Source organism: Roseovarius sp. M141 (genome assembly GCF_024355225.1).
Lineage (GTDB): Bacteria > Pseudomonadota > Alphaproteobacteria > Rhodobacterales > Rhodobacteraceae > Roseovarius.
In genome coordinates this window covers 3,584,596-3,606,577 of sequence record NZ_VCNH01000008.1, presented here as the reverse complement: position 1 = coordinate 3,606,577, position 21,982 = coordinate 3,584,596, and the positions used below count along the sequence as shown (strand labels likewise).

Sequence of the window (21,982 nt, the reverse complement as noted above, 5' to 3'; positions counted from 1 at the left end):
TAGGCAATGCACATGTCAGGCAGGCGCCCCGGCGCGGGCAAACTCCATGAAAGCGCGGATCACCCGCACCTCGCGGCGCTGGCCCAGATGCACGATTGTCTCGCGCATGCGCAGATCGACCCCGTTCAGCGGAATCTGGACAATGCGCGGATCGTGCCCGAATTCCGCCAGCGAGACGAACCCGATCCCGGCGCCCGAGGCGACGATTTCGCGCACGGCCTCGCGTCCCTCGGCGGCGATGGCGGGGGTCAGGACCAGCCCATGCCGGGCGGCTGCATCGTCCAGGCTGGCGCGGGTTTTCGATCCGGCCTCGCGCAGGATCAGCGGAAATTGCGCGGCCTCGTGCAGTGTCAGCCCGGCGGCGGGATCGCCCAGCAGGCCGCGCGCGGCAAAGGCGATGATGGGTGCCTCGCCCAGATCCAGCATTGTCATGTCCGGCCCCGAGGGCGCTTCGCCGATCACGCCGATTTCGGCGTTGTAGCTGCGCAGTTCGGCCAGGATTTCCTCGGTGTTACCGCTGCGCAGGGACACGGTGACGCCGGGATAGCGCTGGCGAAACTGGCCCAGCAGGTCGATCACGTGATGTGCACTGTCGGCGATGATGCGCAGTTCGCCCTCTACTGCCGCGCGGGTTTCGGTCATGTAATCCGCGATGCGCTGCTCGACCTCGAACAGCTGCTTGGTCAGCAGAAACAGATGCTCGCCCGTTTCAGTCAGACGCACGCGTTTGCGCTCGCGGTGGAACAACAGCACGTCATGCGCCTGCTCCAGCTTGCGCACCTGTTCGGAAATGGCGGGCTGGGTCAGGAACAGCGCCTCGGCTGCGCGGGAAAACCCGCCAAGGGCCGCGACGTGATGAAAGGCGCGCAGTTGGCTGTGACGCATGGCGGCTCCTTTGCAGGCGCATAAGTTGTGCCTATGGATTGATTGATTAATGCAATTTTACATATGGAATGGCTTGCGGCAATCGTGTCTGTGACCCGCCGTTTCTGGAGTTGCATAACATGAGCGTCCCCATCGATCCCCCCCATCTGGGCGAACCTTATCTTCTCACCCCCGGGCCGCTAACCACGTCGCTCGCCACCAAACAGGCGATGCTGCGCGATTGGGGCAGCTGGGACGATGATTTTCGCGCCATGACGCTTGAAATGCGGACCCGCCTGCTGGACATGCTGGGCGAAGGGCAGGATGATTTTGACTGCGTGCCGATACAGGGCAGCGGCACCTTTGCGGTCGAGGCGATGCTGGCATCGTTCATCCCGAGGGATGGCAAGGCGCTGGTGTTGGCCAATGGCGCCTATGGCAAGCGCTCGGTGCAGACGCTGGAGTATCTGGGCCGCGATCATGTGGTGCTGGACAAGGGTGATTACCTGCCCCCGCGCGGCGAAGAGGTGGCGCAGATCCTCGCTGACGACCCCGCGATCACCCATGTGATCGCCATCCATTGCGAGACGTCCAGCGGCATCCTGAACCCGGTCGAGGAAATCTCGCAAGTGACATATGCGGCGGGGCGCAAGCTGCTGGTTGATTCGATGTCGGCCTTTGGCGCGGTCGACTTGCAGCCCTCGAAAATCCGGTTCGAGGCGCTGGTATCCTCGGCCAACAAATGTATCGAGGGCGTGCCCGGCTTTGGATTTGTCATCGCGCGCAAGGCGGAACTGGAGGCGGCGCAGGGGCGCAGCCATTCGCTCAGCCTGGATGTGCATGCGCAATGGGCGCATATGAACAAGACCGGGCAGTGGCGGTTCACCCCGCCGACCCATGTCGTCGCCGCGTTCCTTGTGGCGCTGCGCGCGCACGAGGAAGAGGGCGGCGTTCACGGCCGCGGCGCGCGTTACACACGCAACCGCGACGTGATGGTCGAGGGGATGCGCGGCCTCGGCTTTGAGACGCTGCTCAAGGATCGCTGGCTGTCGCCGATCATCGTCACGTTCTTTTGTCCTGCGGATGAAAAATTCGACTTCGATCGTTTTTACCAGCTGATGAAGGACAAGGGATTCATCATCTACCCCGGCAAGCTGACCATCGTCGACAGCTTCCGCGTTGGCTGTATCGGTCAGATGGACGAACATGTGATGCGCGAGGTGGTCGAAGCCGCCGGTGCATCGCTCAAGGAAATGGGCGTCATGGACGCCACCCCGCCGGCCATCGCGCTGGCAGAACGCGCCAAGCTGGCCGCCTGAAATCTAAGGACTGAACATATGCCGATCAAATCCCCCGTTACCGCCAATGACCGCGAATACCCCGCGCCCAAGGTCTGTGCGATCGCCATTTGTCTGGACGGCTGCGAGCCGGAATATCTGGAAAAGGCGATCGCGGACGGGCTGATGCCGAACCTTGCGCGGATGAAGGAAACCGGCACCGACCGGCTGGCCCATTCGGTGATCCCGTCCTTCACCAACCCCAACAACCTCAGCATCGCGACGGGCCGCCCGCCCATCGTCCACGGGATCTGCGGCAATTACCTTTATGATCCCGACACCGGCGAAGAGGTGATGATGAACGACGTGCGTTTCCTTCGCGCGCCGACGGTATTCTCGAAATTCCACAAGGCCGGGGCGCGCGTCGCTATCGTCACCGCCAAGGACAAGCTGCGCGCGCTTCTGGGCGCGGGACTGACGTTTGACGACGACCGTGCCAAATGCTTCTCCGCCGAGAAGTCAGATAGCTCCACACAGGCCGAGCATGGGCAGGACGCCGCCAGCAAATGGCTGGGCATGGCGCAGCCCAAAGTCTATTCGGCCGAACTGTCGGAATTCGTATTCGCCGCGGGCGTAAAGCTGCTGCGCGACTGGAAGCCGGACGTGATGTACCTGACCACGACCGATTACGTGCAGCACAAATATGCCCCCGATGATGCCGAGGCCAAATCCTTCTACAAGATGTTCGACAAGTATCTGGGCGAGCTGGACGACATGGGCGCCGCCATCGTCGTCACCGCAGATCACGGCATGAAGCCCAAGCATGACGCAAATGGCGATCCGCAGGTCATCTACGTTCAGGATCTGATGGACGAGTGGCTGGGGGAGGCCGCCGCGCGCGTCATCCTGCCGATCACCGACCCCTACGTCGTCCACCACGGCGCGCTGGGTGGTTTCGCCACGGCCTATCTTCCCAAGGGCGCCGACCGCGCAGACATCATCGCCAAGCTGAAAAAGCATGACGAACTGCTGGAGGTCATCGGCAAGGAAGAGGCGGTGAAACGCTTTGAACTGCCCGCCGACCGCATCGGCGACATCGTCATGATCTCGACCGAGAACATGACCATCGGCACCTCCGAACATCGCCACGACCTTGCCGCCCTGAACGAGCCGCTGCGCAGCCATGGCGGCCTGACCGAGCAGGTCGTGCCCTTCATCGTCAACCGCAAGATTGATCTGCCCAGCAAGCCGGAATTACGCAACTTCGACGCGTTCCACGTCGCCGCCACAGCCGCGGCGCTTTGACATGGAGGATCTGCCGATGACCCGGATCGAGCCACGCCATGAGGGCATGCGCATCGGCGGCGAGGTGGTTTTTACCGACGCCGTGATCGAGGTAACCTATCCCTACACCGGTGAGGTCGTGGGCACCGTCCCCGCGGGCACCGCCGACCATGCGCGCCGCGCCTTCGGGATCGCGGCGAATTACAAGCCCAAGCTTAGCCGCTACGAGCGCAGCGAGATCCTCAAGCGCGCGGGCGAGCTGATCGGCGAGCGGCGCGAGTATCTGGCCAAATGGCTGGTGCTGGAACTGGGCATCTGCCACCAGCACGCCATCTACGAGACGAAACGCGCGCAGGATGTCTACAACTTTGCGGCCTCGCAGGCGCTGATCGATGATGGCGAAATCTTCTCGTGCGATCTGACCCATAACGGCAAGCCGCGCAAAATCTTTACCATGCGGGAACCTGTGCGCGCGATTTCGGCGATCACCCCCTTCAACCACCCGCTGAACATGGTCAGCCACAAGATCGCCCCGGCGATCGCCACGAACAACTGCGTCGTGTGCAAGCCGACCGAGCTGACCCCGCTGACCGCCATCGCGCTGGCAGACATCCTCTACGAGGCCGGTCTGCCGCCCGAGATGTTCCAGATCGTCACCGGCTGGCCCGGCGATATCGGCGATGAGATGATCACCAACCCGAATATCGACATCATCACCTTCACCGGCGGCGTGCCGGTGGGCAAGATGATCGCGGCCAAGGCGGGCTACAAACGGCAGGCGCTGGAGCTGGGCGGGAACGACCCGCTGATCATCTGCAACGATCTGAGCGACGCGGATCTGGAGAAGGCGGCAACCATCGCGGTGGCCGGCGCCACCGGCAATTCCGGCCAGCGCTGCACCGCGATCAAGCGTATCCTGGTGCAGGAGTCCGTGGCCGACAGGTTTGTCCCGCTGGTGCTGGAAAAGGCCAGGGCGATCAAGTTTGGCGATCCGATGGACCCCGAAACGCAGCTGGGCTGCGTCGTGCATGCCAGGGCCGCCGAGATATTTGAAAACCGGGTTCTGGATGCCGAGAAACTGGGCGCAAAAATCCTCTATCACCCCGCGCGTCAGGGTGCGCTGCTGCCGCCCATCGTGGTCGATCATGTACCCCATGACAGCGAACTGGTGATGGACGAAACCTTCGGCCCGATCATTCCCATCGTGCGCGTGCCAGATGATGATGCCGAGGTGATGAGAATCTCGAACTCCACCCCCTTCGGTCTGTCGTCGGGCGTGTGTACCAACGATCTCAACCGCGCGATTGCCTATATCAACGGGCTGGACGTGGGCACCTGCAACATCTGGGAACAGCCCGGCTACCGGATCGAAATGTCGCCCTTCGGCGGCATCAAGGACAGCGGCAACGCCGTCAAGGAAGGCGTGATCGAGGCGATGAAATTCTTTACCAACGTCAAGACATACTCCCTGCCGTGGCCGGGATGACCCAGATCGTTCACACCGAGGGCGAATCCAACACCTCGCGCGCGCGTAAGGATTGGCTGAAGAAATCCATCGGGCCGAATTCCGCGCCGCTTTTGCAGCGGGATTCGGATGCGTTTCTGCATCAGTCGCTCAGCAGCCCTTGCGTGTCGACCATCGCACGCGCCGAAGGGATCTGGATCGAGGATATGGATGGCCGCCGCTTCATGGATTTCCATGGCAATTCGGTGCATCACATCGGCTATGGTCACCCGCGCCTGAAGGCCGCGATTGCCGCGCAGATGGATGCGCTGCCATTCGCCCCGCGCCGTTTCACCAACGAACCCGCCGTCGCGCTGGCCGAGAAGCTGGCCGGCATCGCGCCCGGCGATCTGGGCAAGACGCTGTTCACCACCGGCGGATCGGACGCCAACGAGGTGGCGCTGAAGATCGCGCGCGCCGCGACGGGCCGGTTCAAGACGGTCAGCTTCTGGGATGCCTTCCACGGTGCCGGCATGGGCGCGGCCAGCGTCGGCGGCGAGGCGACGTTTCGCAGCCATATCGCCGGCCCGCTGATCCCGGGCGCCGAGCATGTCGCGCCCTTCGCCTGCTATCGCTGTCCCTATAACCACTCCGGGCCGGACGTCTGCGGACTCGCCTGCGCCAAGATGGTCGATTACGTTCTGGAGCGTGAAGGCGACGTCGCCGCCGTCATCGCCGAGCCGATGCGCGCCGTTCCCTACGTGCCGCCGCCCGGTTTCTGGAGGGCCGTGCGCGAGTCCTGTGACCGGCATGGCGCGCTGCTGATCTTCGACGAAATACCGACGGGTCTGGGCAAGACGGGCCGCATGTTCGCGTTCGAGCATGACGATGTGATCCCCGACATTGTCACGATGGGCAAGGCACTGGGCGGGGGCATCCTGCCCATTGCCGCCTGCGTTGCGCGCCGCGATCTGGACGTCTGCGGCGATTTCGCCATCGGGCATTACACGCACGAAAAAAACCCGGTGACGGCCCGCGCCGCGCTGACCACGCTGGAAATCATCGAGGACGAAAACCTTGTCGAGCGCTCGGCAGAGCTGGGCGATTATGCGATGACCCTGCTACGCGACCGGCTGGACGGCTGCGCCATCGTCGGCGATATTCGCGGGCGCGGGTTGATGTTCGGGGTGGAGATCGTACAGGAGCGCGAGGGCAAGACCCCGGGCAACGCGCTGGCCGAGGGGATTTATTACGCCTGCCTCGATGCGGGCCTCAGCTTCAAGATCAGCCAAGGCTGCGTGTTGACCCTGTCGCCGCCGCTGACGATTGCGCGCGGCGATCTGGACCGCGCGTTGGAGATTGTCGTGGGTGCCATTCTGGCCGCTTCTCAGAGGTAGCGCGCGCCTGTCTGCCGTTGCAGGCGCGGGTCGGCGGATTTGACCAGCACGGGCCGCCCTTCCAGCAGCTCGTTGCAGCGCTCCAGCGTCTCGCGCTCCAGCCGCTCCATCGCCTCGGCTGTGTAGAATGTCAGGTGCGGTGACAAGATGACATTATCCATGTCGTAAAGCGGGCTGATCATATGGCCCTCGCGGCGCAGCGGCTCGTCGCTGAACACGTCCAGACCAGCGCCTGCAATCCAGCCCTCCTGCAACGCGCGCACCAGTGCCGCCTCATCCACGATGGCGCCACGCGAGACGTTAATCAGATGCGCATGGGGCTGCATCGCGCGCAGTTCGGCCTCGCCGATCAGGTGGTGGGTGCCTGCGTTCAGCACGCTGTGAATACTGACCACGTCGCTTTGGGTCAGCAGGTCGTGCAGGGTGTCGCAGTGGCGCACGCCCGCCGCCTCCATGTCGCCGGGCGGGGTGTGGGGGCTGTAGGCGATCACATTTGCGCGGAATCCCTGGCCGCACATGCGCGCCATGCTGCGCCCGATCTTGCCGAAGCCGACGATGCCCACGGTCTTGCCCGCGATGTCGTGGCCCAGCCAGGCGGGCTCGGGCCACGCCCAGCCTGCGCTGCGCATTTCCCGGGCCAGCGGGATCAGCTTCTTCGGTAATGCGATCATCAGGGCAAAGGCGCCCTCGGCCACCGTTTCCTCGGCATATTCGGGGATGTTGACGACGGTGATGCCACGCGCCTTGGCTGCCGGGATGTCGATGGCGTCGATGCCGACACCGTATTTGACGATGCCGCGCAGCTTTGGCGCCGCGTCGATCACGCGGGCAGTGACGGGAGCGTAGCACATCAGCAAAAGCTCCGCCTCCGCGACAGCAGCGATCAGGGTCTGTTCGTCCACGCCATCGGGCAGGGTGATCAGATCATGCCCTGCCTTGCGCAGCGCCGCATCGACGATGGGTGTCTGGAGTTCGGCGTCGGTGCGGACGATCTTCATGCGGGATACCCTTCAGATGATGGCAGTTTCGACATATGGCTCGCCTGCCGCGATCCTGCCAAAGTGGAACGGTGTCAGATCCAGCGTGCGATATGCACCATGCGTCAGCCATTCGGCGGTGCCGCGCCCCATGGCGGGCGCCTGTTGCAGGCCGTGGCCGGAAAATCCGTTGAGGAACAAGAAGTTCGTTAACTCCGGGTGCGGGCCGGTGATGGCGTTGTGGTCGAACGTATTCATCGCGTAATGCCCGGCCCATTCGCGCAGCACCTTGATCGCCTCGAATTGCGGGATGCGGGTGGCGATGGCGGGCCAGACGTGGTCCATCCAGATGTCATGGTCCATTTCGAAATCGTCCGGGTCGACGGCGGGGTCGATATCGCAGTGCGCGCCGGCCATGTAGGTGTCGCGGCTGTCCTGCCGGATATGCACGCCGGAGGGATCGACCGTCAGCGGCAGTTCGCGGTCCAGCGGTTGTGCGGCCGAGAATGTCCAAGTGTAGCGTTTGCGCGGTTCGACGGGGATATCGATACCGGCGATTGCCGCCGTGCGCGCGGCGCGCGGGCCGGACGCATTGACCAGCTGACCGCAGGCGATGGTATCGCCCGATGCCAGCGTGACGCTGTCAACCCGGCTCCGGCTGTGGTTGATCGCTATCACCTCGCCTTCCAGAAAGGTCACACCCCGCTCGCGCGCCGAGCGGCGCCACCAGTCAAACACGGCCATGTAATCCCAATAGCCTTCGTCCTTGGTGTTGATGCTGCCCAGCGTGATATCGTCCAGCGCGTAGAACGGGTATTCGGCGGCGATCTGATCGGGGGTCAGCAGCCGCGTTCCGGCGCCCTCGGCGATCTGCACCGCATGGCTGGCGCGCAGGGCATCGGCGCCTGCATCGGTATCGGCCAGATACATGTAGCCGTAATTCTGGATCTTCAGCTGCGGCACCCGGTCGTCGCCGCCCATGTAGTGGCGCAGGTTCTGGATGAAATCCGCGCCAAACTGCGAGATGCGCACATTCAGGGCGCTGCTGAACTGCTGACGGATGCACGAATTGGTGTGCCCGGTCGAGCATTTCGCGTAGGTCGGATCGCGGTCGATCACCAGAATGCGCCCGTCGAAATCCGCCTCCTGGGTCAGGAACCACGCGGTCGCCGCGCCCATCATGGCGCCGCCGATGATGACGACGTCATAGCTGTCATGCGCGGGCGTCGAGACATAGCTGTTGGGGGGCATATGGGCGGCTCCTTGGCGTAGGGTGGTGACGCCGACCATCGCCATGCATTTCGAAAAAGGCAAGCGTCTGCGGCGCAGGCAGATCAGGATCAAAAGTAAAAAAATGTTTCCGACCAAATAAGTCGGATTGACATAGCCTATCAATTCACTCAGGAATAGAAACTTACCAGCCACCCCGCGATGTGGCGCGATAGCGCATGGGGAAGCCGACGGATGTTCACAGATAGGACGCGCGATGCGGCCCAAGACATTGCCCGACCAGCCACAGACCGCTCCAAGCGGAACCGTGCGCCCCTGCGCCGCCGAGACCGCCCAGAGATGGCAGGACGTCGGCGGTATTGAGGGGTTCAGCCTGGAATGGATGCTGGATCGTGCGCGTGCCCCCCAGGAGGCTATGACATGACGCTTCAGCCCAAAACAATCGAGATCGGCCATATCGCCAGTGATCTGCCCACATATGACGCGCAGCAACTGGTGATGAATGGTGATCAGGCGCGTATCGTGCTGGACGACAAGGTTTATACCCTGCGCATCACCCGCGCGGGCAAGCTGATCCTGACGAAATGAGCGCGCAACCCACATCCCGCGGCGGCGCGCCTGTCGGGCAACTGGCCCATATGGAGGGGTTGGAGGCCGCGTCGGTGCTATACCTGCGCCTGTGGTGTGATGGCGCGCGCAGCCGGCAGGCCGTGCGCGATGATTTCGCCGCCGCGCTGGGCCCCGATCATGGCACCGCCGCGTCTGATGCGTGGGAAACGCTGATGGAGCTATGCGCGGATCACTGCCGCCGCCCATTGATGCGCCATGCCGTCACCTGCAAATGCCTTGGCGCCGATGAATCATGCTTCGCCAATTTCATTGCCGCCGCCGCCGAGGGCGCGCGCGAGGATGCGCTGCTGATGGCAACGCTGATCGTGCGCGCCGACATGGCGCCGGTGTTCGCCTCACTTGCCTGCGAATGTGGGCTGGCCCTGAAATGCATGGCGCTGGCCGCGCCCCGTGACTTGGCACGGCGCGCCGCTGTGCCGAAAACGCTTCACTAAAGGATCGATCTGCTTATGACCCGTCTCTTTCTCAGCACGACCGCGCTTGGGCTTGCCCTGACGCTGCCCGCCTTTGCCGCGACCAAATCCGAGGTGCTGACCACCTATGCGGACATCGCCGCTGCCGGGTACGAGGACAGCGCAGCCGCCGCGCGCACACTGAAAGAGGCGGTGACAGCGCTGATTGATGCGCCGTCGGCAGAGGCGCTTCAGGCAGCGCGCGCTGCATGGCTCGCCGCGCGCGTGCCGTATCAGCAGACCGAGGTGTTCCGTTTCGGCAATCCCATCGTCGACGATTGGGAGGGCAAGGTGAACGCGTGGCCGCTGGACGAGGGGCTGATCGATTATGTCGATGCGGCCTATGGCGGCGCCTCGGACGAGAACGACCTGAAGGCGTTGAACGTGATTGCCAACCCCAAATTCACCCTGTCGGGCCAAGAGATCGACGCAGGCCAGATCACACCCGACCTGCTGTCGGATACCCTGCACGAGGCGGGCGGTGTCGAGGCGAACGTCGCGACCGGCTATCACGCGATCGAATTCCTGCTGTGGGGGCAGGACCTGAACGGCACCGATGCAGGCACGGGCGAGCGGCCCTGGACCGACTATGGCTCGGGCGAGGACTGCACTAACGACAATTGTGATCGCCGCGCTGATTACCTGAGCGCCGCGACCGATCTGCTGATTTCGGATCTGGACTGGATGGCCGGGCAATGGACCGAGGGCGGCGCCGCGCGCGAGGCCGTCACCAGAGACGAGAATGCCGGCATTTCCGCCATCCTGACCGGCATGGGCAGCCTCAGCTACGGCGAACAGGCGGGCGAGCGGATGCGGCTGGGCCTGATGCTGAATGATCCCGAGGAAGAGCATGACTGCTTCTCGGACAATACGCATAACAGCCATTACTATGACGGTCTGGGGATCCAGAACGTTTATCTGGGCGCATATATCCGCATCGATGGCAGCATGGTCAGCGGGCCGTCGCTGTCCGAACTGGTGGCTGAAACCGATGCCGCGCTGGATGGCGAGATGCAGACCAAGCTGTCGACCACCATGCGCGCACTGGGCCGGATCAAGACCGCAGCCGAGGCCGGCACGGCCTATGACCAGATGCTGGCGCGCGGCAACGCGGCGGGCGAGGCGCTGGTCATGGGCGGTGTCGACGGGCTGGTCGATCAGACCCGCACGATCGAGCGGATCGTGACCGTGCTGGGCGTGGATGCCATCGCGTTCGAGGGGTCCGACAGTCTGGATGATCCCGATGCCGTGTTTCAGTAGGGCAACCTGACCAGATGATGCAAAGACAGAAGAAAGACGAATTCATGACCAAACTGGCCCCCATTGCAGGTGCACTGGTGCTGTTATCGGCCTCGCCTGCGCTGGCATGGGAATACGGCCCGTTTGCGGCGGAATTCTCGGTCGAGATCGAGAATGACACCGTGGTCGATTCTAGCGATCCAGCCATCGAGTTCAGCGATACCTACGCCACCATCGAGGCGGCGATCACCATGGCCCTCGGCGCGTCGTCGTCGCTGAACCTTGCGCTGACCTTCGAGCCGATCATCGACGCCACCGGCGACCGCGTGTTCGAGGATCACGGGCTGTATGCCGAGGAGTTCTTCTTTGCGCATGATTTCGGCGCCGGTGAGATCATTCTGGGCAAGTTCAACCCGGCCTTCGGCATCGCATGGGACGAGGCGCCCGGCATCTTTGGTGCCGATTTCGCCGAGGATTACCAGCTGACTGAACAGATCGGCGGCGCGGTGCTGATCCCCTTTGCCATCGGCGCGTCCGAGAATGTCGTGTCGGTCGCCCTGTTCAACGCTGACCGCTCGGTCCTGAGCAAGTCGCTGGGCCGCAGGCGTGGGCCGGGCAGCCTGCTGGACGGCGGTGTCGGCAACACCAGCGGGCCGGACAGTATCACCATCACGATGGCTGGCGAACTGGGCGCGACGACTTATAGCGCGGGTGTGCAAAACCTTGCACGCGGCGCGGGCGATACACATGACCAAAGGGGCGCGGTGGTGGGCGCTACGCATACCTACGATCTGGGGCGCCCTGTCGAGCTGCTGGCGGAGATGGCCTATTTCACCGATTTCGCCGGCACATCCACAGCGGCCAAATATGGTTCTGTCGGCCTTGCCGCGCCGTTCGGTCCCGTCACTGTGTCGGGCGTTTATGCCAGCCGTAAGCTGGACGGCGCGCGCATCGACCATCTGGCGACCGTGACCGGCGAAATGGAACTGGCGACGAATGTCTTTGCGTCGCTTGGCTACCGCTATGGCCGCGAGGGAGCGGACAAGACCCACACGATCGGCACCGTCATCGCCTACGAATTCTAAGCCGGGCCTGCGCCAAGGAGAAGTGTCATGATCATCTGTCATTGCCAGAGCATCACCAATCACGACATAGACGCCGCGATCAACTGGATGAGGGCCGCGGACCCGACGGCGCTCATCACGCCCGGCAAGGTGTACCGCGCCTTGGGTAAATCGGCAGATTGCGGGGGATGCATGCCGCTCTTCCTTTCAACCATGCGCAAAAATGATAAGATGGAAGTTCCCATGACACTTCGCGGCCTTCGGGTCCGAGCAACACAGGACATCCAAGATGAACGGCGACAAGAAAGCAATTGAATATCTCAACACGGCCCTGCGCGCCGAGCTGACAGCCGTCAGCCAATACTGGCTGCACTACCGCCTGCAAGAGGATTGGGGCCTTGGCCACATGGCCAAGAAGAGCCGCGAGGAAAGCATCGAAGAGATGCAGCACGCCGACAAGCTGATCGCGCGCATCCTGTTCCTGGGAGGTCATCCGAACCTGCAAAAGCTGGATTCGCTGCGCATCGGGCAGACGCCCAAGGAAACGCTGGAATGCGATCTGGAGGCCGAACATGAGGCGCGCACACTATACGCCGAGGCGCGCAAACATTGCGAGGAAGTGGGCGATTACGTTTCGAAAAACCTCTTTGAGGAGTTGATGGCCGACGAAGAGGGGCATATCGACTTTCTCGAAACGCAGCTCGATCTGGTCGAGAAATTGGGCGAAGAGAAATATGCGCAGCTTAACGCATCGAAAATGGACGAGGCGGAGTAAACTCTGCGCAATGGCACTGATGCTGGCCGGCCGCGTCATGGCCGGCCCGCTGGACGAGCCGCATCTGGATATCCTCCCCCGCACGGGGGAGGAGGCGGGCAGGGTGGCAACGGTCACGCGGCCCGCCACCGACTTTGACAAACCCGAAAAATTTGAAGAGCGTCCCGCTGGCGCCGCCACCGTGCGCGTACGCGATACGGCAGACGCGTTTTCCGACGCCTCCGGCAACATCACGTTTGAGGACGAGCTTAAATTCAAGGTCGGCAACGGCCTTTTTCGCAAGATTTGGGTCTCCTCGCCCTCGTCCACGCTGGCCTCCGACGGGCTGGGGCCGCTTTACAATGCGCGGTCCTGCCAGCGCTGCCATATCAAGGACGGGCGCGGCCACCCGCCCGATGGGCCGGATGACGATTCGGTGTCGATGTTCCTACGTGTGTCGATCCCCGACGAGGCCGCCCAGATCACCGAGATCGCGCAATATCTGGGTACCGCGCCCGACCCGACCTATGGCACGCAATTGCAGGATCATGCGCTGCCGGGTATCCCCGCCGAATACCGGATGCAGATCGACTATGCGGAAACCCCGGTTGAACTGTCAGGCGGGCAGATGGCCAGCCTGCGCAGCCCCACCTACACCGCCGCCGATCTGGGCTATGGTCCGCTGCATCCCCAGGCGATGCTCAGCCCGCGCGTGGCGCCGCAGATGATCGGGCTGGGTCTGCTTGAGGCGATCCCGGCCGCCGACATTCTGGACTGGGCCGACCCCGACGATGCCGACGGCGATGGCATTTCGGGGCGGGCCAATATCGTCTGGTCCGCCGAATTCGACATGCCGATGCTGGGCCGTTTCGGGCTGAAGGCCGGCGCCCCCACAGTGCGCGAGCAAAGCGCCGGCGCCTTTGCGGGCGATATCGGCATTTCCAACCCGCTGTTTGGCGACCCGTTCGGTGAATGCACTACCATTCAGGATGCCTGCCAGAGCGCGCCACACGGCGACGGCGATGACCGCGCATTCGAGATCGACGCCGAGGGGCTGGATCTGGTGACGTTCTACAGCCGCAATCTGGGCGTGCCCGCGCGCCGCGATATGGACAATCCCGAGGTGCTGCGCGGCAAGCAGGTGTTTCACCATACCGGCTGTGCCTCCTGCCATCGCCCGAAATTCGTCACACACCGGCTGAAGGATCAGCCCGAGCAGAGCTTTCAGCTGATCTGGCCGCATACCGACATGCTGCTGCACGACATGGGCGAGGGGCTGGCCGATAACCGCCCCGAGGCGCGCGCGAATGGGCGTGAATGGCGCACTGCGCCGTTGTGGGGGATCGGCCTGACCGAACGTGTCAGCGGTCACACCTATTTCCTGCATGACGGGCGGGCGCGGTCGCTATTGGAGGCCGTGTTGTGGCATGGCGGCGAGGCGCAGAGCGCGCGCGATACCGTCGCCGCCATGCCGCCCGATGACCGCGCTGCCCTGATCGCCTATTTGGAAAGCCTGTAACCTATGCGCCTGACCGCTGTTTGCCTCGCCCTTTTTCTGCCTGCCGCCGCCGGGGCGCAAAGCGCCGATGATGTGGTGGGCCGCGCCGTTGGGGATCACATGCTGCCCCGCTATGTTGCCTTGGCCGAAACCGGCGGCGCGCTGGCAAAGGCTGCTCAGAGCGATTGTGCCCCCGACGCCCCGGCGTTGCGCGCTGCCTACCACACCGCCTTTGATGCGTGGATTTCTGTCAGCCACCTGCGGTTCGGTCCCAGCGAAACCGGGGACCGCGCCTTTGCGCTGGCCTTTTGGCCCGACACGCGCGGGCTGACACCGCGCAGCCTGCACGGGTTGATCGCGGACGCCGATCCGGTGGCGGACAGCGCGGATGCCTACTCCGATGTCTCCATCGCCGCGCGGGGCTATTATGCGCTGGAATTCATGCTGTATGATGCGGGCACACAGGCGCTGGGCGATGCCGCGTACCGCTGCCAGCTGGTGCAGGTGATGGCCGCCGATATCGCCGCACTGTCGCAGGATATTCTGGCCGATTGGCAGGGCGGCTACGGCGACACCATGCAAAACACCGGCGCCGACAGCCCCTACCGCACGCCAGATGAGGCCGTGCAGGAGCTGTTCAAGGCGCTGACATACGGCCTTCAGTTCACCGCCGATACGCGGCTGGGCCGCCCCTTGGGCACGTTCGACGCGCCGCATCCAAAACGGGCCGAGGCGTGGCGATCGGGCCGCCCCCTGCGCAACGTGGTGCTTTCGCTCGAGACGCTGGCCGATCTGGCCGCCATTCTGGCGCAGCGCGATCCGGCGCTGGCCGCGACACTGCAAGACGCCTTTCAGGTCGCCCTGAGTGATGCCGCGGCGCTGGATGATCCGCTCTTTGCCGGGGTTGCAGACCCGAATGGGCGGCTGCGGGTGGAATCGCTGCAACAATCCATTGGCCATATTCGTGAGGTCGTCAGGGACGATCTGGGGCCGGAACTGGGCGTCGTGTCCGGGTTCAATGCGATGGACGGGGACTGATCGGATGGCCAGCAGGCGGGGCTTCATCGCCGGGCTTCTGGCAACGGGGCTTGCCCCCGCCGCGACATGGGCCGATGCGGGCGCGCCCGCGTGGCTGTCGGCGGCGGGGCTGGCGGATGGGCGCTTTGTGCTGTGCGGGATCGGGCCGGACATGGACCTGGGGTTTCGCATCGCGCTGCCGGGCAGGGGCCACGCCGCTGCCGCGCATCCCACCCGCCCCGAGGCTGTCGCGTTCGCGCGCCGCCCCGGAACCTTTGCCGTCGTCATCGACTGCGCCGCCGGGCGCGAGACCGCGCAGCTGAGCGCGCCCGAGGGGCGGCATTTCTACGGCCACGGCGCGTTTTCGCTGGATGGCCGCTGGCTTTACACGACCGAGAACGATTACGAGGCCGCGCGCGGTATCATTGGCATCTGGGACGCGGCGCATGGCTACACCCGCGCGGGCGAATTCGGCAGCGGCGGCATTGGTCCGCACGAGATACGGCGCATGCCCGGCAGTGACGTTCTGGTCGTGGCCAATGGCGGGATCGAAACGCATCCCGCGTCGGGCCGGACCAAGCTGAACATTCCCGTCATGCAGCCGAACCTTACCTATATCGTCGATGGGAATGTGGCCGAAACGGCGACTCTGCCGCCCCGCATGCACAAGGGGTCGATCCGCCACATTGCCCTGTCTCGCGCGGGCGAGGTTGCCTTTGGCCTGCAATGGCAGGGCGGGCAGGAGGGTCAGGCGCTGGTGGGATTGCACGAACGCGGTGCAGAGGTTCGGCTGTGTTCTGCACCCGATGCTGAATTGCGCGCGATGCAGGGCTATATCGGTAGTGTGGCCTTTGCCGCCGGGCAGCGCGAGGTGGCCGTGACATCGCCGCGCGGCGGGCTGGTGCAAACCTATGATGTGGCCGACGCGAAGCACAAATCCAGCAGCGAAATTGCGGATGCCTGTGGCGTGGCTGCTTGCCGGGGCGGGCTATTGGTGGCGTCCGGCACCGGGGATCTGTGGCGCCTTGGCGCGGATGCGCGGCGTGCGCAACATCCGGCGCTGATGTGGGACAATCATCTGGTCGCGCTTTAGGCGCTCACCCCTTGGCGCCCTGATGCGCGAGCATGCAGGTTGCGCGTCTTCTGATCCAGCTGCGCATCGGCCCAGCCATACGCAGATGAGCGCCCCCCAAGGCATCGGGACGGTGGCCCCGGCGTGATCCTCGGGCGTGAGGTTATGCGCGGACCAGCGGGCTTGTTCGATGGGTGGGGCCGTGCCGTCTGCGCCTCTTCGGTCAGCGCGTAGAACGGTCTCTTTTCGGCGCTCCTGTTCGTATGACCTACAGAACGACGATACCGCGCCGGGCAGGCAGGTTTCGCAAGATGAACCAAAAGAGATTTTGAAGAACTGGTCGGGCTGAGAGGATTCGAACCTCCGACCCCCTGCTCCCGAAGCAGGTGCGCTACCAGGCTGCGCTACAGCCCGACCGTGGCGCGAGCGATAGACGAGGGGCGCGGCGTTTGCAATCCCTCAAATGCGCGGCGCCCGGCAGATCGGGCGCCGCGAGTGGCCTAAAGGCTGGCGTCGAGTGCGGCAATGATCGCATCGCCCATCTGCGCGGTGGTCAGCGGTGTGCCGCCTTCGGGTCCCATCAGATCGGGGGTGCGGGCGCCGTCGGCCAGCACGGTTTCGACCGCGCGCTCCAGCCGGTCTGCCTCATCGCCATGATCGAAGGAATAGCGCAGCGCCATGGCAAAGCTGAGGATGCAGGCGATCGGATTCGCCTTGCCCTGACCGGCGATATCGGGCGCCGAGCCGTGGACGGGCTCGTACAGGGCCTTGGGCCGACCATTTGCCATCGGCGCGCCGAGGCTGGCCGAGGGGAGCATGCCCAGACTGCCGGTCAGCATCGCCGCCGCATCCGACAGCAGATCGCCAAAGAGGTTGTCGGTCACGATCACATCGAACTGCTTGGGGTTGCGGCAGAGCTGCATCGCGCCGGCGTCGGCATACATGTGCGACAGCTCGACATCGGCATAGCTTTCGGCGTGGACCGCCGTGACGACTTCGCGCCACAGGATGCCCGATTCCATGACGTTGGCCTTCTCCATCGAGCAGACCTTATTGCCCCGGCGGCGGGCCAGTTCGAACGCGGCGCGCGCGACGCGGTCAATCTCGGACGTGGTGTAGCGCTGGGTGTTGATGCCGACACGTTCGCCATTTTCCTCGAAAATGCCGCGCGGCTCGCCGAAATAGATGCCGGAGGTCAGCTCGCGCACGATCATGATGTCGAGCCCGGCAACGACCTCTTTTTTCAACGACGAGAAATCCGCCAGCGCATCAAAGCATTGCGCCGGACGCAGATTGGCGAACAGATCCATCTCCTTGCGCAGGCGCAGCAGGCCGCGCTCGGGTTTGTCGCAGAAATCCAGATCATCGTATTTCGGCCCGCCAACGGCGCCCAGAAGAACCGCGTCGACCTCCTGGGCCTTGGCCATCGTGTCGTCGTGCAGGGGCGTGCCGTGTTTGTCATAGGCGCAGCCACCGACCAGATCGGTGGTGACGTCAAAGGGCATATCGCGCTTGGCGCCATACCAGTCAATGATCTTGGTCACTTCGGCCATGACTTCGGGGCCGATCCCGTCACCGGGCAGGATAAGAAGCGAAGGGTTGCTCATGTGGGGCGTCCTCTTGGGATGATGCGCTGCTGGACATTCGGGTAGCGCGCTGGCGGGCAATGGTCAAGAAAGGCCAAGGCCCGCGCCGCGCCATCGCACCCGGCCCGCGCCTAGGGCAGCGTCTTGGTCATGGCATAGTTATGCAGGGTAACGCCGCGTCGCTGAACCTGCTGACGCCCGATATCGGCAAAACCGCGGCGCAGGAAAAACCGTCGCGCGGCTTCGCTGGCGTTGACTGTGAGCTGCACGTGGCCCGCGCGCATCGCATCAGATTCGAGGGCTTTGTACAGCGCCGATCCCGTCCCTTGGCCCGCTGGATCGCAGTAAAAACAGTCGATATATCCGCCTTGCGTCAACTCGACAAAGCCCACAGGTGCGCCGTGTTGATCCTGCGCGACCCATAGGTTGCGCCCGTCCGATACCCGCGCCAGAAACGCGTCGGAGGGCATGGCGCGCGGGCTCCACGCGCTGCGTTGGGCACGAGTGTAGTCGCCGTTGGCATGGATGGCCGCGTGCATCACGCGCGCCAGAGCGGCGGCGTCTTCGGGTCTGAAATATCTGATGGAGACGGTCACGGCGATGCTGCCAGAAGTGGATGCAAGGCGGCGCAATGGCCGCCCTGCATCAGAGTCTTAGCGCGCGTTCGGCAGGATCACGATTTCGACCCGGCGGTTCTGCGCCTTGCCCTGGGGCGTCAGGTTTGACGCGATGGGCTGGTTTTCGCCGCGACCATAAGTGTTGATGCGGTTGGATCCGACGCCGCCATCCATCAGCACGCCCGCAACCGCATTCGCGCGGCGCTCTGACAGTTGCTGGTTGTAGCTGGCCGAGCCCGTATTATCGGTGTGTCCAACAACCTGTACGGTGCTGCCCGGATAGTTTTGCAGGCTGTCCGCGACCGTCAGCAGATCGCCGCGCAGCGCGTTGTTCACGCGCGCACTGTCGACGGCGAACAGGATGTCCTGCGGCAAGGTCACGATCAGGCGGTCGCCGGTGTTGTTGATCTGGACGCGGTCGTTTTCCAGATCGCGGCGCAGTTCGGCCTCCTGCTTGTCCAGAGCGTTGCCGATGGCCGCGCCGCCCAATGCGCCGATGGCGCCGCCGATCAGCGCGCCTTTGCCCGATTTTTTGCTGGTCGCAGCGCCCGTGACCGCCCCGGCGATGCCGCCGATCAGCGCGCCCTGCTGCGTCTTGTTCGTGGGGCCGCCAAAACCGCCCATGTTCTGCGCATCGCAGGCGGCGGTCAGTGTCAGCGCGGCGCCCGCGGCGATCAGGATAGGTGTCTTTGCTCGGATCATGGTAAAGTAAGCCTCGTGTTTGGGTGCCCGGATCAGCCCGGACTTGGGCGCGATTATAGGGATGCACGGGGCGATGCCCAACACGGAAAAACAATTGAACCGGCAGTAATCCGCGCATCTCATGCCTCGGCGCGGGCACTTTCCCACGCCAGGATGCCGCGCTTGACCGGCAGACCCCAGTGATAACCGCCAAGGCCCCCCGATTTGCGAAGGGCGCGGTGGCAGGGGATCAACAGGCTGATCGGGTTGCGCCCGACGGCGGTGCCGACGGCGCGCACGGCCTTTGGGTGGCCGATGGCCTGCGCGATCTGGCTGTAGGTGGTCACATGTCCCGAAGGAATGGTTAGAAGCGCCTCCCACACTTTGATCTGGAAGGGCGCGCCCATCAGGTGCAGCGGTGTGGTGTCCGGCCCGTGAGTGCCAAAGGCGCGGTCTACCCAAGGGCGCAGATGCTCGGGCGCCTGCACGAAATGGGCCTGTGGCCAGCGGCCGGTCAGATCCGCCATCGCCGCCGTCTCGCCCGTCTCAGAGGCAAAGCCGATGCCGCAAATCCCCTTGTCCGTGCCCATCACCAGCGCCGGGCCAAAGGGGCTGTCGAACCAGCCCCAATACACCGTCAGCCCGGCCCCCTTGCGGGCAAAATCGCCGGGGCTCATCGCCTCCCACCGCAGGAACAGATCGTGCAGGCGGCCGGTGCCCGACAGGCCGGCGGCGTCGGCGGCCTCCAGCAGAGTGCAGCGATCGTGCAGTAGCGCCTTGGCGTGGCCCAGCGTCAGATATTGCTGATAGCGTTTGGGCGACACGCCGACCCAGGCGGAGAAGAGACGCTGAAAATGCGCAGCACTCATGCCCATCTCGGCGGCCAGCCGGTCCAGCGTCATGCCTTCGCCGCCCGCATCGATCAGATCGATTGCGCGGCGCATGACGCCGAAATGATAGCTTTGTTCGTGCTGCGATGTCATGGCGCGGCTCCTTGCGGTTGCCCTCTAACCTATGCGCAGGTGATGCGTGCCGCGACCCGAATGTTGCGCAATGGCGCAAATCCGGCCATAGGGATGGCTTATGAGCAAACAACTCGATTATCACACGATCCGCGCCATTTTCGAGCGTTTCCAGCACGCCCAGCCCGAGCCCGAGGGCGAGCTGGACCACGTCAACGCCTATACGCTGGTCGTGGCCGTCGCGCTGAGCGCGCAGGCGACCGATGCGGGGGTGAACCGCGCGACGCACGATCTGTTCAAACTGGCGGATACACCGCAAAAGATGCTGGATCTGGGGTTGGAGGGTGTAACGGATCACATCAAATCCATCGGCCTCTACCGCCAGAAGGCCAAGAACGTCATCAAGCTGAGCCAGATCCTGGTCGACGATTACGCCGGTCAGGTGCCCAATTCCCGCGCCGCTCTGCAATCGCTGCCGGGGGTGGGGCGCAAGACGGCCAATGTCGTGCTGAACATGTGGTGGAACATGCCAGCGCAGGCGGTCGATACCCACATCTTTCGTGTCGGCAATCGCACCGGCATCTGCCCCGGCAAGGATGTCGTGGCGGTAGAGCGCGCGCTGGAGGACCACATTCCAGCCGATTTTCAACACCATGCACATCACTGGCTGATCCTGCATGGCCGCTACCACTGCAAGGCGCGCAAGCCCATGTGCCCCACATGCCTGATCCGCGACTTGTGCCCCTATGAGGATAAGACAATATGAATAAATATCAGGCGGTTGGCATTGGAAATGCCGTGGTTGACGTGATCTGCCGCAGCGACGATGCGTTTCTCGGGCGTATGGGCATCGAAAAGGGCATCATGCAACTGATCGACGCCGATCGGGGCGAGGCATTGTATGGGGCGATGGAAAATCGCGTGCAGATGGCAGGCGGGTCCGTCGCCAATACCATCGCGGGCCTTGGCGCGCTGGGCCTGAGGGGCGGCTTTATTGGTCGGGTGCGGGATGACGACCTAGGCCGCGCCTACGCGGACGATCTGGCGCGCGTGGGCACCGATTTCGTCAACGCGCCCGTGGCGCAGGGCGAATTGCCGACCTCGCGCTGCATGATTTTCGTCTCGCCCGATGGCGAGCGGTCGATGAACACCTATCTGGGCATTTCCACCGAACTGGGCGCCGAGGATGTGCCCGGCGAGGTCGTCTCGGGTGCAGGGCTGCTGCTGCTGGAGGGATATCTTTTTGACAAGCCCAAGGGCAAGGCCGCCCTCGCCGCTGCCGCCGAGGCCTGCCGCAACGCGGGCGGAATGGCCGGTATTTCGCTTAGCGATCCATTCTGCGTCGACCGTCACCGCAGCGATTTCCGCAGCCTGATCGGTGGTCTGGACTACGTGATCGGGAACGAACATGAATGGTCGTCGCTTTATGAAACGGAGGATCTGGACGTGGCGCTGGCGCAGGCCGCGGCCAAGACGGGCCTGGTTGTGTGCACCCGTTCGGGCGCGGGTGTCATCATCCTGCGCGGCGACACCCGAACCGATGTGCCGGTCGCGCGTATCGCGCCTGTCGATACCACCGGCGCAGGCGACCAGTTTGCAGCCGGCTTCCTTTACGGGCTCGCTACGGGAAAACCGCTTCAGGTGGCGGGGCGGATGGGCTGCATCGCCGCAGCCGAGGTCATCTCGCATTACGGTGCCCGCCCCGAGGTGGATATCAAGGCACTGTTTGCCGCAGAAGGCCTGATCTGAGTGCGCCGCAGGTGTCAGATTGGGTATTTTTCCCAAGAAAAACCCAAAGGTGCGTGCCCCGCTCGCGGCGTCAGTTGAGGCGAAACGCTTTAGCGGGGCGCGGCTTTTCCTTGGGCGGTCATCGGCTCCCCAGCCTGTACCGCATTTCAGAGACTGACGGAGCTTGGTTGAGAAATAGTTAGCGGCTT

The 21,982-nt window shown here is 63.9% G+C and carries 23 protein-coding genes and 1 tRNA gene; 16 read left to right on the top strand and 8 right to left on the bottom strand.

All coding sequences use genetic code 11. The features are described 5' to 3' along the window. Nucleotides 1-15: 15 nt before the first annotated feature. Nucleotides 16-885 carry a LysR substrate-binding domain-containing protein gene (locus FGD77_RS21610; RefSeq protein WP_255013937.1) on the bottom strand — a complete coding sequence of 290 codons (870 nt, stop codon included), beginning with the start codon at nt 883-885 and terminating at the stop codon, nt 16-18. Nucleotides 886-1,004: 119 nt separating this feature from the next. Between FGD77_RS21610 and FGD77_RS21605 the strand changes: the two genes are divergently transcribed. From FGD77_RS21605 to FGD77_RS21590, 4 genes are read left to right on the top strand one after another with little or no spacing between them, the layout of a single operon-like run. Continuing rightward, a complete protein-coding gene (locus FGD77_RS21605) occupies nt 1,005-2,183 on the top strand; it encodes a 2-aminoethylphosphonate--pyruvate transaminase (protein ID WP_255013933.1) in 1,179 nt (392 codons plus the stop codon). Nucleotides 2,184-2,201: 18 nt separating this feature from the next. Next, a complete protein-coding gene (gene phnA / locus FGD77_RS21600; RefSeq protein ID WP_255013929.1) occupies nt 2,202-3,446 on the top strand; it encodes a phosphonoacetate hydrolase in 1,245 nt (414 codons plus the stop codon). Between the two features lie 16 nt (nt 3,447-3,462). Next, a complete protein-coding gene (phnY, locus tag FGD77_RS21595; protein ID WP_255013926.1) occupies nt 3,463-4,911 on the top strand; it encodes a phosphonoacetaldehyde dehydrogenase in 1,449 nt (482 codons plus the stop codon). Next, nucleotides 4,908-6,266: an aspartate aminotransferase family protein gene (locus FGD77_RS21590; RefSeq protein WP_255013921.1), complete on the top strand. Its 1,359-nt coding sequence runs from the start codon at nt 4,908-4,910 to the stop codon at nt 6,264-6,266. Before phnY ends, FGD77_RS21590 begins: the two co-directional genes overlap by 4 nt. Here the strand turns inward: FGD77_RS21590 and FGD77_RS21585 are convergent. Both FGD77_RS21585 and FGD77_RS21580 read right to left on the bottom strand, forming a co-directional pair. Further along, nucleotides 6,257-7,264, bottom strand: coding sequence for a 2-hydroxyacid dehydrogenase (locus FGD77_RS21585; RefSeq protein WP_255013917.1), 1,008 nt, complete (start codon nt 7,262-7,264; stop codon nt 6,257-6,259). The two genes, FGD77_RS21590 and FGD77_RS21585, sit on opposite strands and share 10 nt — an antisense overlap. A 12-nt stretch (nt 7,265-7,276) precedes the next feature. Beyond that, on the bottom strand, nt 7,277-8,494 hold the full coding sequence (locus FGD77_RS21580; RefSeq protein ID WP_255013912.1) for an FAD-binding oxidoreductase: 1,218 nt from the start codon (nt 8,492-8,494) through the stop codon (nt 7,277-7,279). Between the two features lie 235 nt (nt 8,495-8,729). Here FGD77_RS21580 and FGD77_RS21575 point away from each other — a divergent pair, with 235 nt between their 5' ends. From FGD77_RS21575 to FGD77_RS21530, 10 genes are read left to right on the top strand one after another with little or no spacing between them, the layout of a single operon-like run. Next, a complete protein-coding gene (locus tag FGD77_RS21575; RefSeq protein ID WP_255013908.1) occupies nt 8,730-8,897 on the top strand; it encodes a hypothetical protein in 168 nt (55 codons plus the stop codon). Then, complete coding sequence (hemP, locus tag FGD77_RS21570) at nt 8,894-9,061, top strand: hemin uptake protein HemP (protein WP_255013905.1); 168 nt, start codon at nt 8,894-8,896, stop codon at nt 9,059-9,061. Before FGD77_RS21575 ends, hemP begins: the two co-directional genes overlap by 4 nt. Beyond that, complete coding sequence (locus tag FGD77_RS21565) at nt 9,058-9,537, top strand: hypothetical protein (protein WP_255013903.1); 480 nt, start codon at nt 9,058-9,060, stop codon at nt 9,535-9,537. Before hemP ends, FGD77_RS21565 begins: the two co-directional genes overlap by 4 nt. 15 nt (nt 9,538-9,552) lie before the next feature. After that, nucleotides 9,553-10,815, top strand: a complete 1,263-nt coding sequence (locus FGD77_RS21560) for an imelysin family protein (protein ID WP_255013901.1) — start codon at nt 9,553-9,555, stop codon at nt 10,813-10,815. 44 nt (nt 10,816-10,859) lie between these two features. Further along, on the top strand, nt 10,860-11,879 hold the full coding sequence (locus tag FGD77_RS21555) for a hypothetical protein (protein ID WP_255013899.1): 1,020 nt from the start codon (nt 10,860-10,862) through the stop codon (nt 11,877-11,879). A 27-nt stretch (nt 11,880-11,906) separates the two neighbouring features. Continuing rightward, nucleotides 11,907-12,173 (top strand): bacterioferritin-associated ferredoxin, encoded by a 267-nt coding sequence (locus FGD77_RS21550; RefSeq protein WP_255013897.1) that lies wholly within the window; start codon nt 11,907-11,909, stop codon nt 12,171-12,173. Further along, on the top strand, nt 12,148-12,633 hold the full coding sequence (gene bfr / locus FGD77_RS21545) for a bacterioferritin (protein ID WP_255013895.1): 486 nt from the start codon (nt 12,148-12,150) through the stop codon (nt 12,631-12,633). The genes FGD77_RS21550 and bfr overlap by 26 nt, the downstream gene beginning before the upstream one ends. A gap of 10 nt (nt 12,634-12,643) precedes the next feature. Beyond that, nucleotides 12,644-14,131: a di-heme oxidoredictase family protein gene (locus FGD77_RS21540; RefSeq protein WP_255013893.1), complete on the top strand. Its 1,488-nt coding sequence runs from the start codon at nt 12,644-12,646 to the stop codon at nt 14,129-14,131. Nucleotides 14,132-14,134: 3 nt separating this feature from the next. Next, nucleotides 14,135-15,148, top strand: coding sequence for an imelysin family protein (locus FGD77_RS21535; protein WP_255013890.1), 1,014 nt, complete (start codon nt 14,135-14,137; stop codon nt 15,146-15,148). Between the two features lie 4 nt (nt 15,149-15,152). Then, the gene (locus FGD77_RS21530; RefSeq protein WP_255013886.1) at nt 15,153-16,220 is read left to right on the top strand and encodes a DUF1513 domain-containing protein; all 1,068 of its coding nucleotides are present in this window, start codon (nt 15,153-15,155) and stop codon (nt 16,218-16,220) included. A 316-nt stretch (nt 16,221-16,536) separates the two neighbouring features. On the opposite strand, the gene FGD77_RS21525 is transcribed toward FGD77_RS21530, so the two are convergent. The 5 genes from FGD77_RS21525 to FGD77_RS21505 form a co-directional block, all read right to left on the bottom strand. After that, a tRNA-Pro gene (locus FGD77_RS21525) sits at nt 16,537-16,613 on the bottom strand. Nucleotides 16,614-16,699: 86 nt separating this feature from the next. Further along, nucleotides 16,700-17,806 (bottom strand): 3-isopropylmalate dehydrogenase, encoded by a 1,107-nt coding sequence (gene leuB / locus FGD77_RS21520; RefSeq protein WP_255013884.1) that lies wholly within the window; start codon nt 17,804-17,806, stop codon nt 16,700-16,702. A gap of 110 nt (nt 17,807-17,916) precedes the next feature. Then, a complete protein-coding gene (locus FGD77_RS21515) occupies nt 17,917-18,381 on the bottom strand; it encodes a GNAT family N-acetyltransferase (protein WP_255013882.1) in 465 nt (154 codons plus the stop codon). Between the two features lie 57 nt (nt 18,382-18,438). Beyond that, nucleotides 18,439-19,104, bottom strand: a complete 666-nt coding sequence (locus FGD77_RS21510; RefSeq protein ID WP_255013880.1) for an OmpA family protein — start codon at nt 19,102-19,104, stop codon at nt 18,439-18,441. 119 nt (nt 19,105-19,223) lie between these two features. Next, on the bottom strand, nt 19,224-20,066 hold the full coding sequence (locus FGD77_RS21505) for a bifunctional helix-turn-helix domain-containing protein/methylated-DNA--[protein]-cysteine S-methyltransferase (RefSeq protein ID WP_255013878.1): 843 nt from the start codon (nt 20,064-20,066) through the stop codon (nt 19,224-19,226). A gap of 100 nt (nt 20,067-20,166) precedes the next feature. Here FGD77_RS21505 and nth point away from each other — a divergent pair, with 100 nt between their 5' ends. Beyond that, nucleotides 20,167-20,811, top strand: a complete 645-nt coding sequence (gene nth / locus FGD77_RS21500; RefSeq protein WP_255013877.1) for an endonuclease III — start codon at nt 20,167-20,169, stop codon at nt 20,809-20,811. Beyond that, the gene (locus tag FGD77_RS21495; protein WP_255013875.1) at nt 20,808-21,794 is read left to right on the top strand and encodes an adenosine kinase; all 987 of its coding nucleotides are present in this window, start codon (nt 20,808-20,810) and stop codon (nt 21,792-21,794) included. Before nth ends, FGD77_RS21495 begins: the two co-directional genes overlap by 4 nt. The last annotated feature ends 188 nt before the right edge of the window (nt 21,795-21,982 follow it).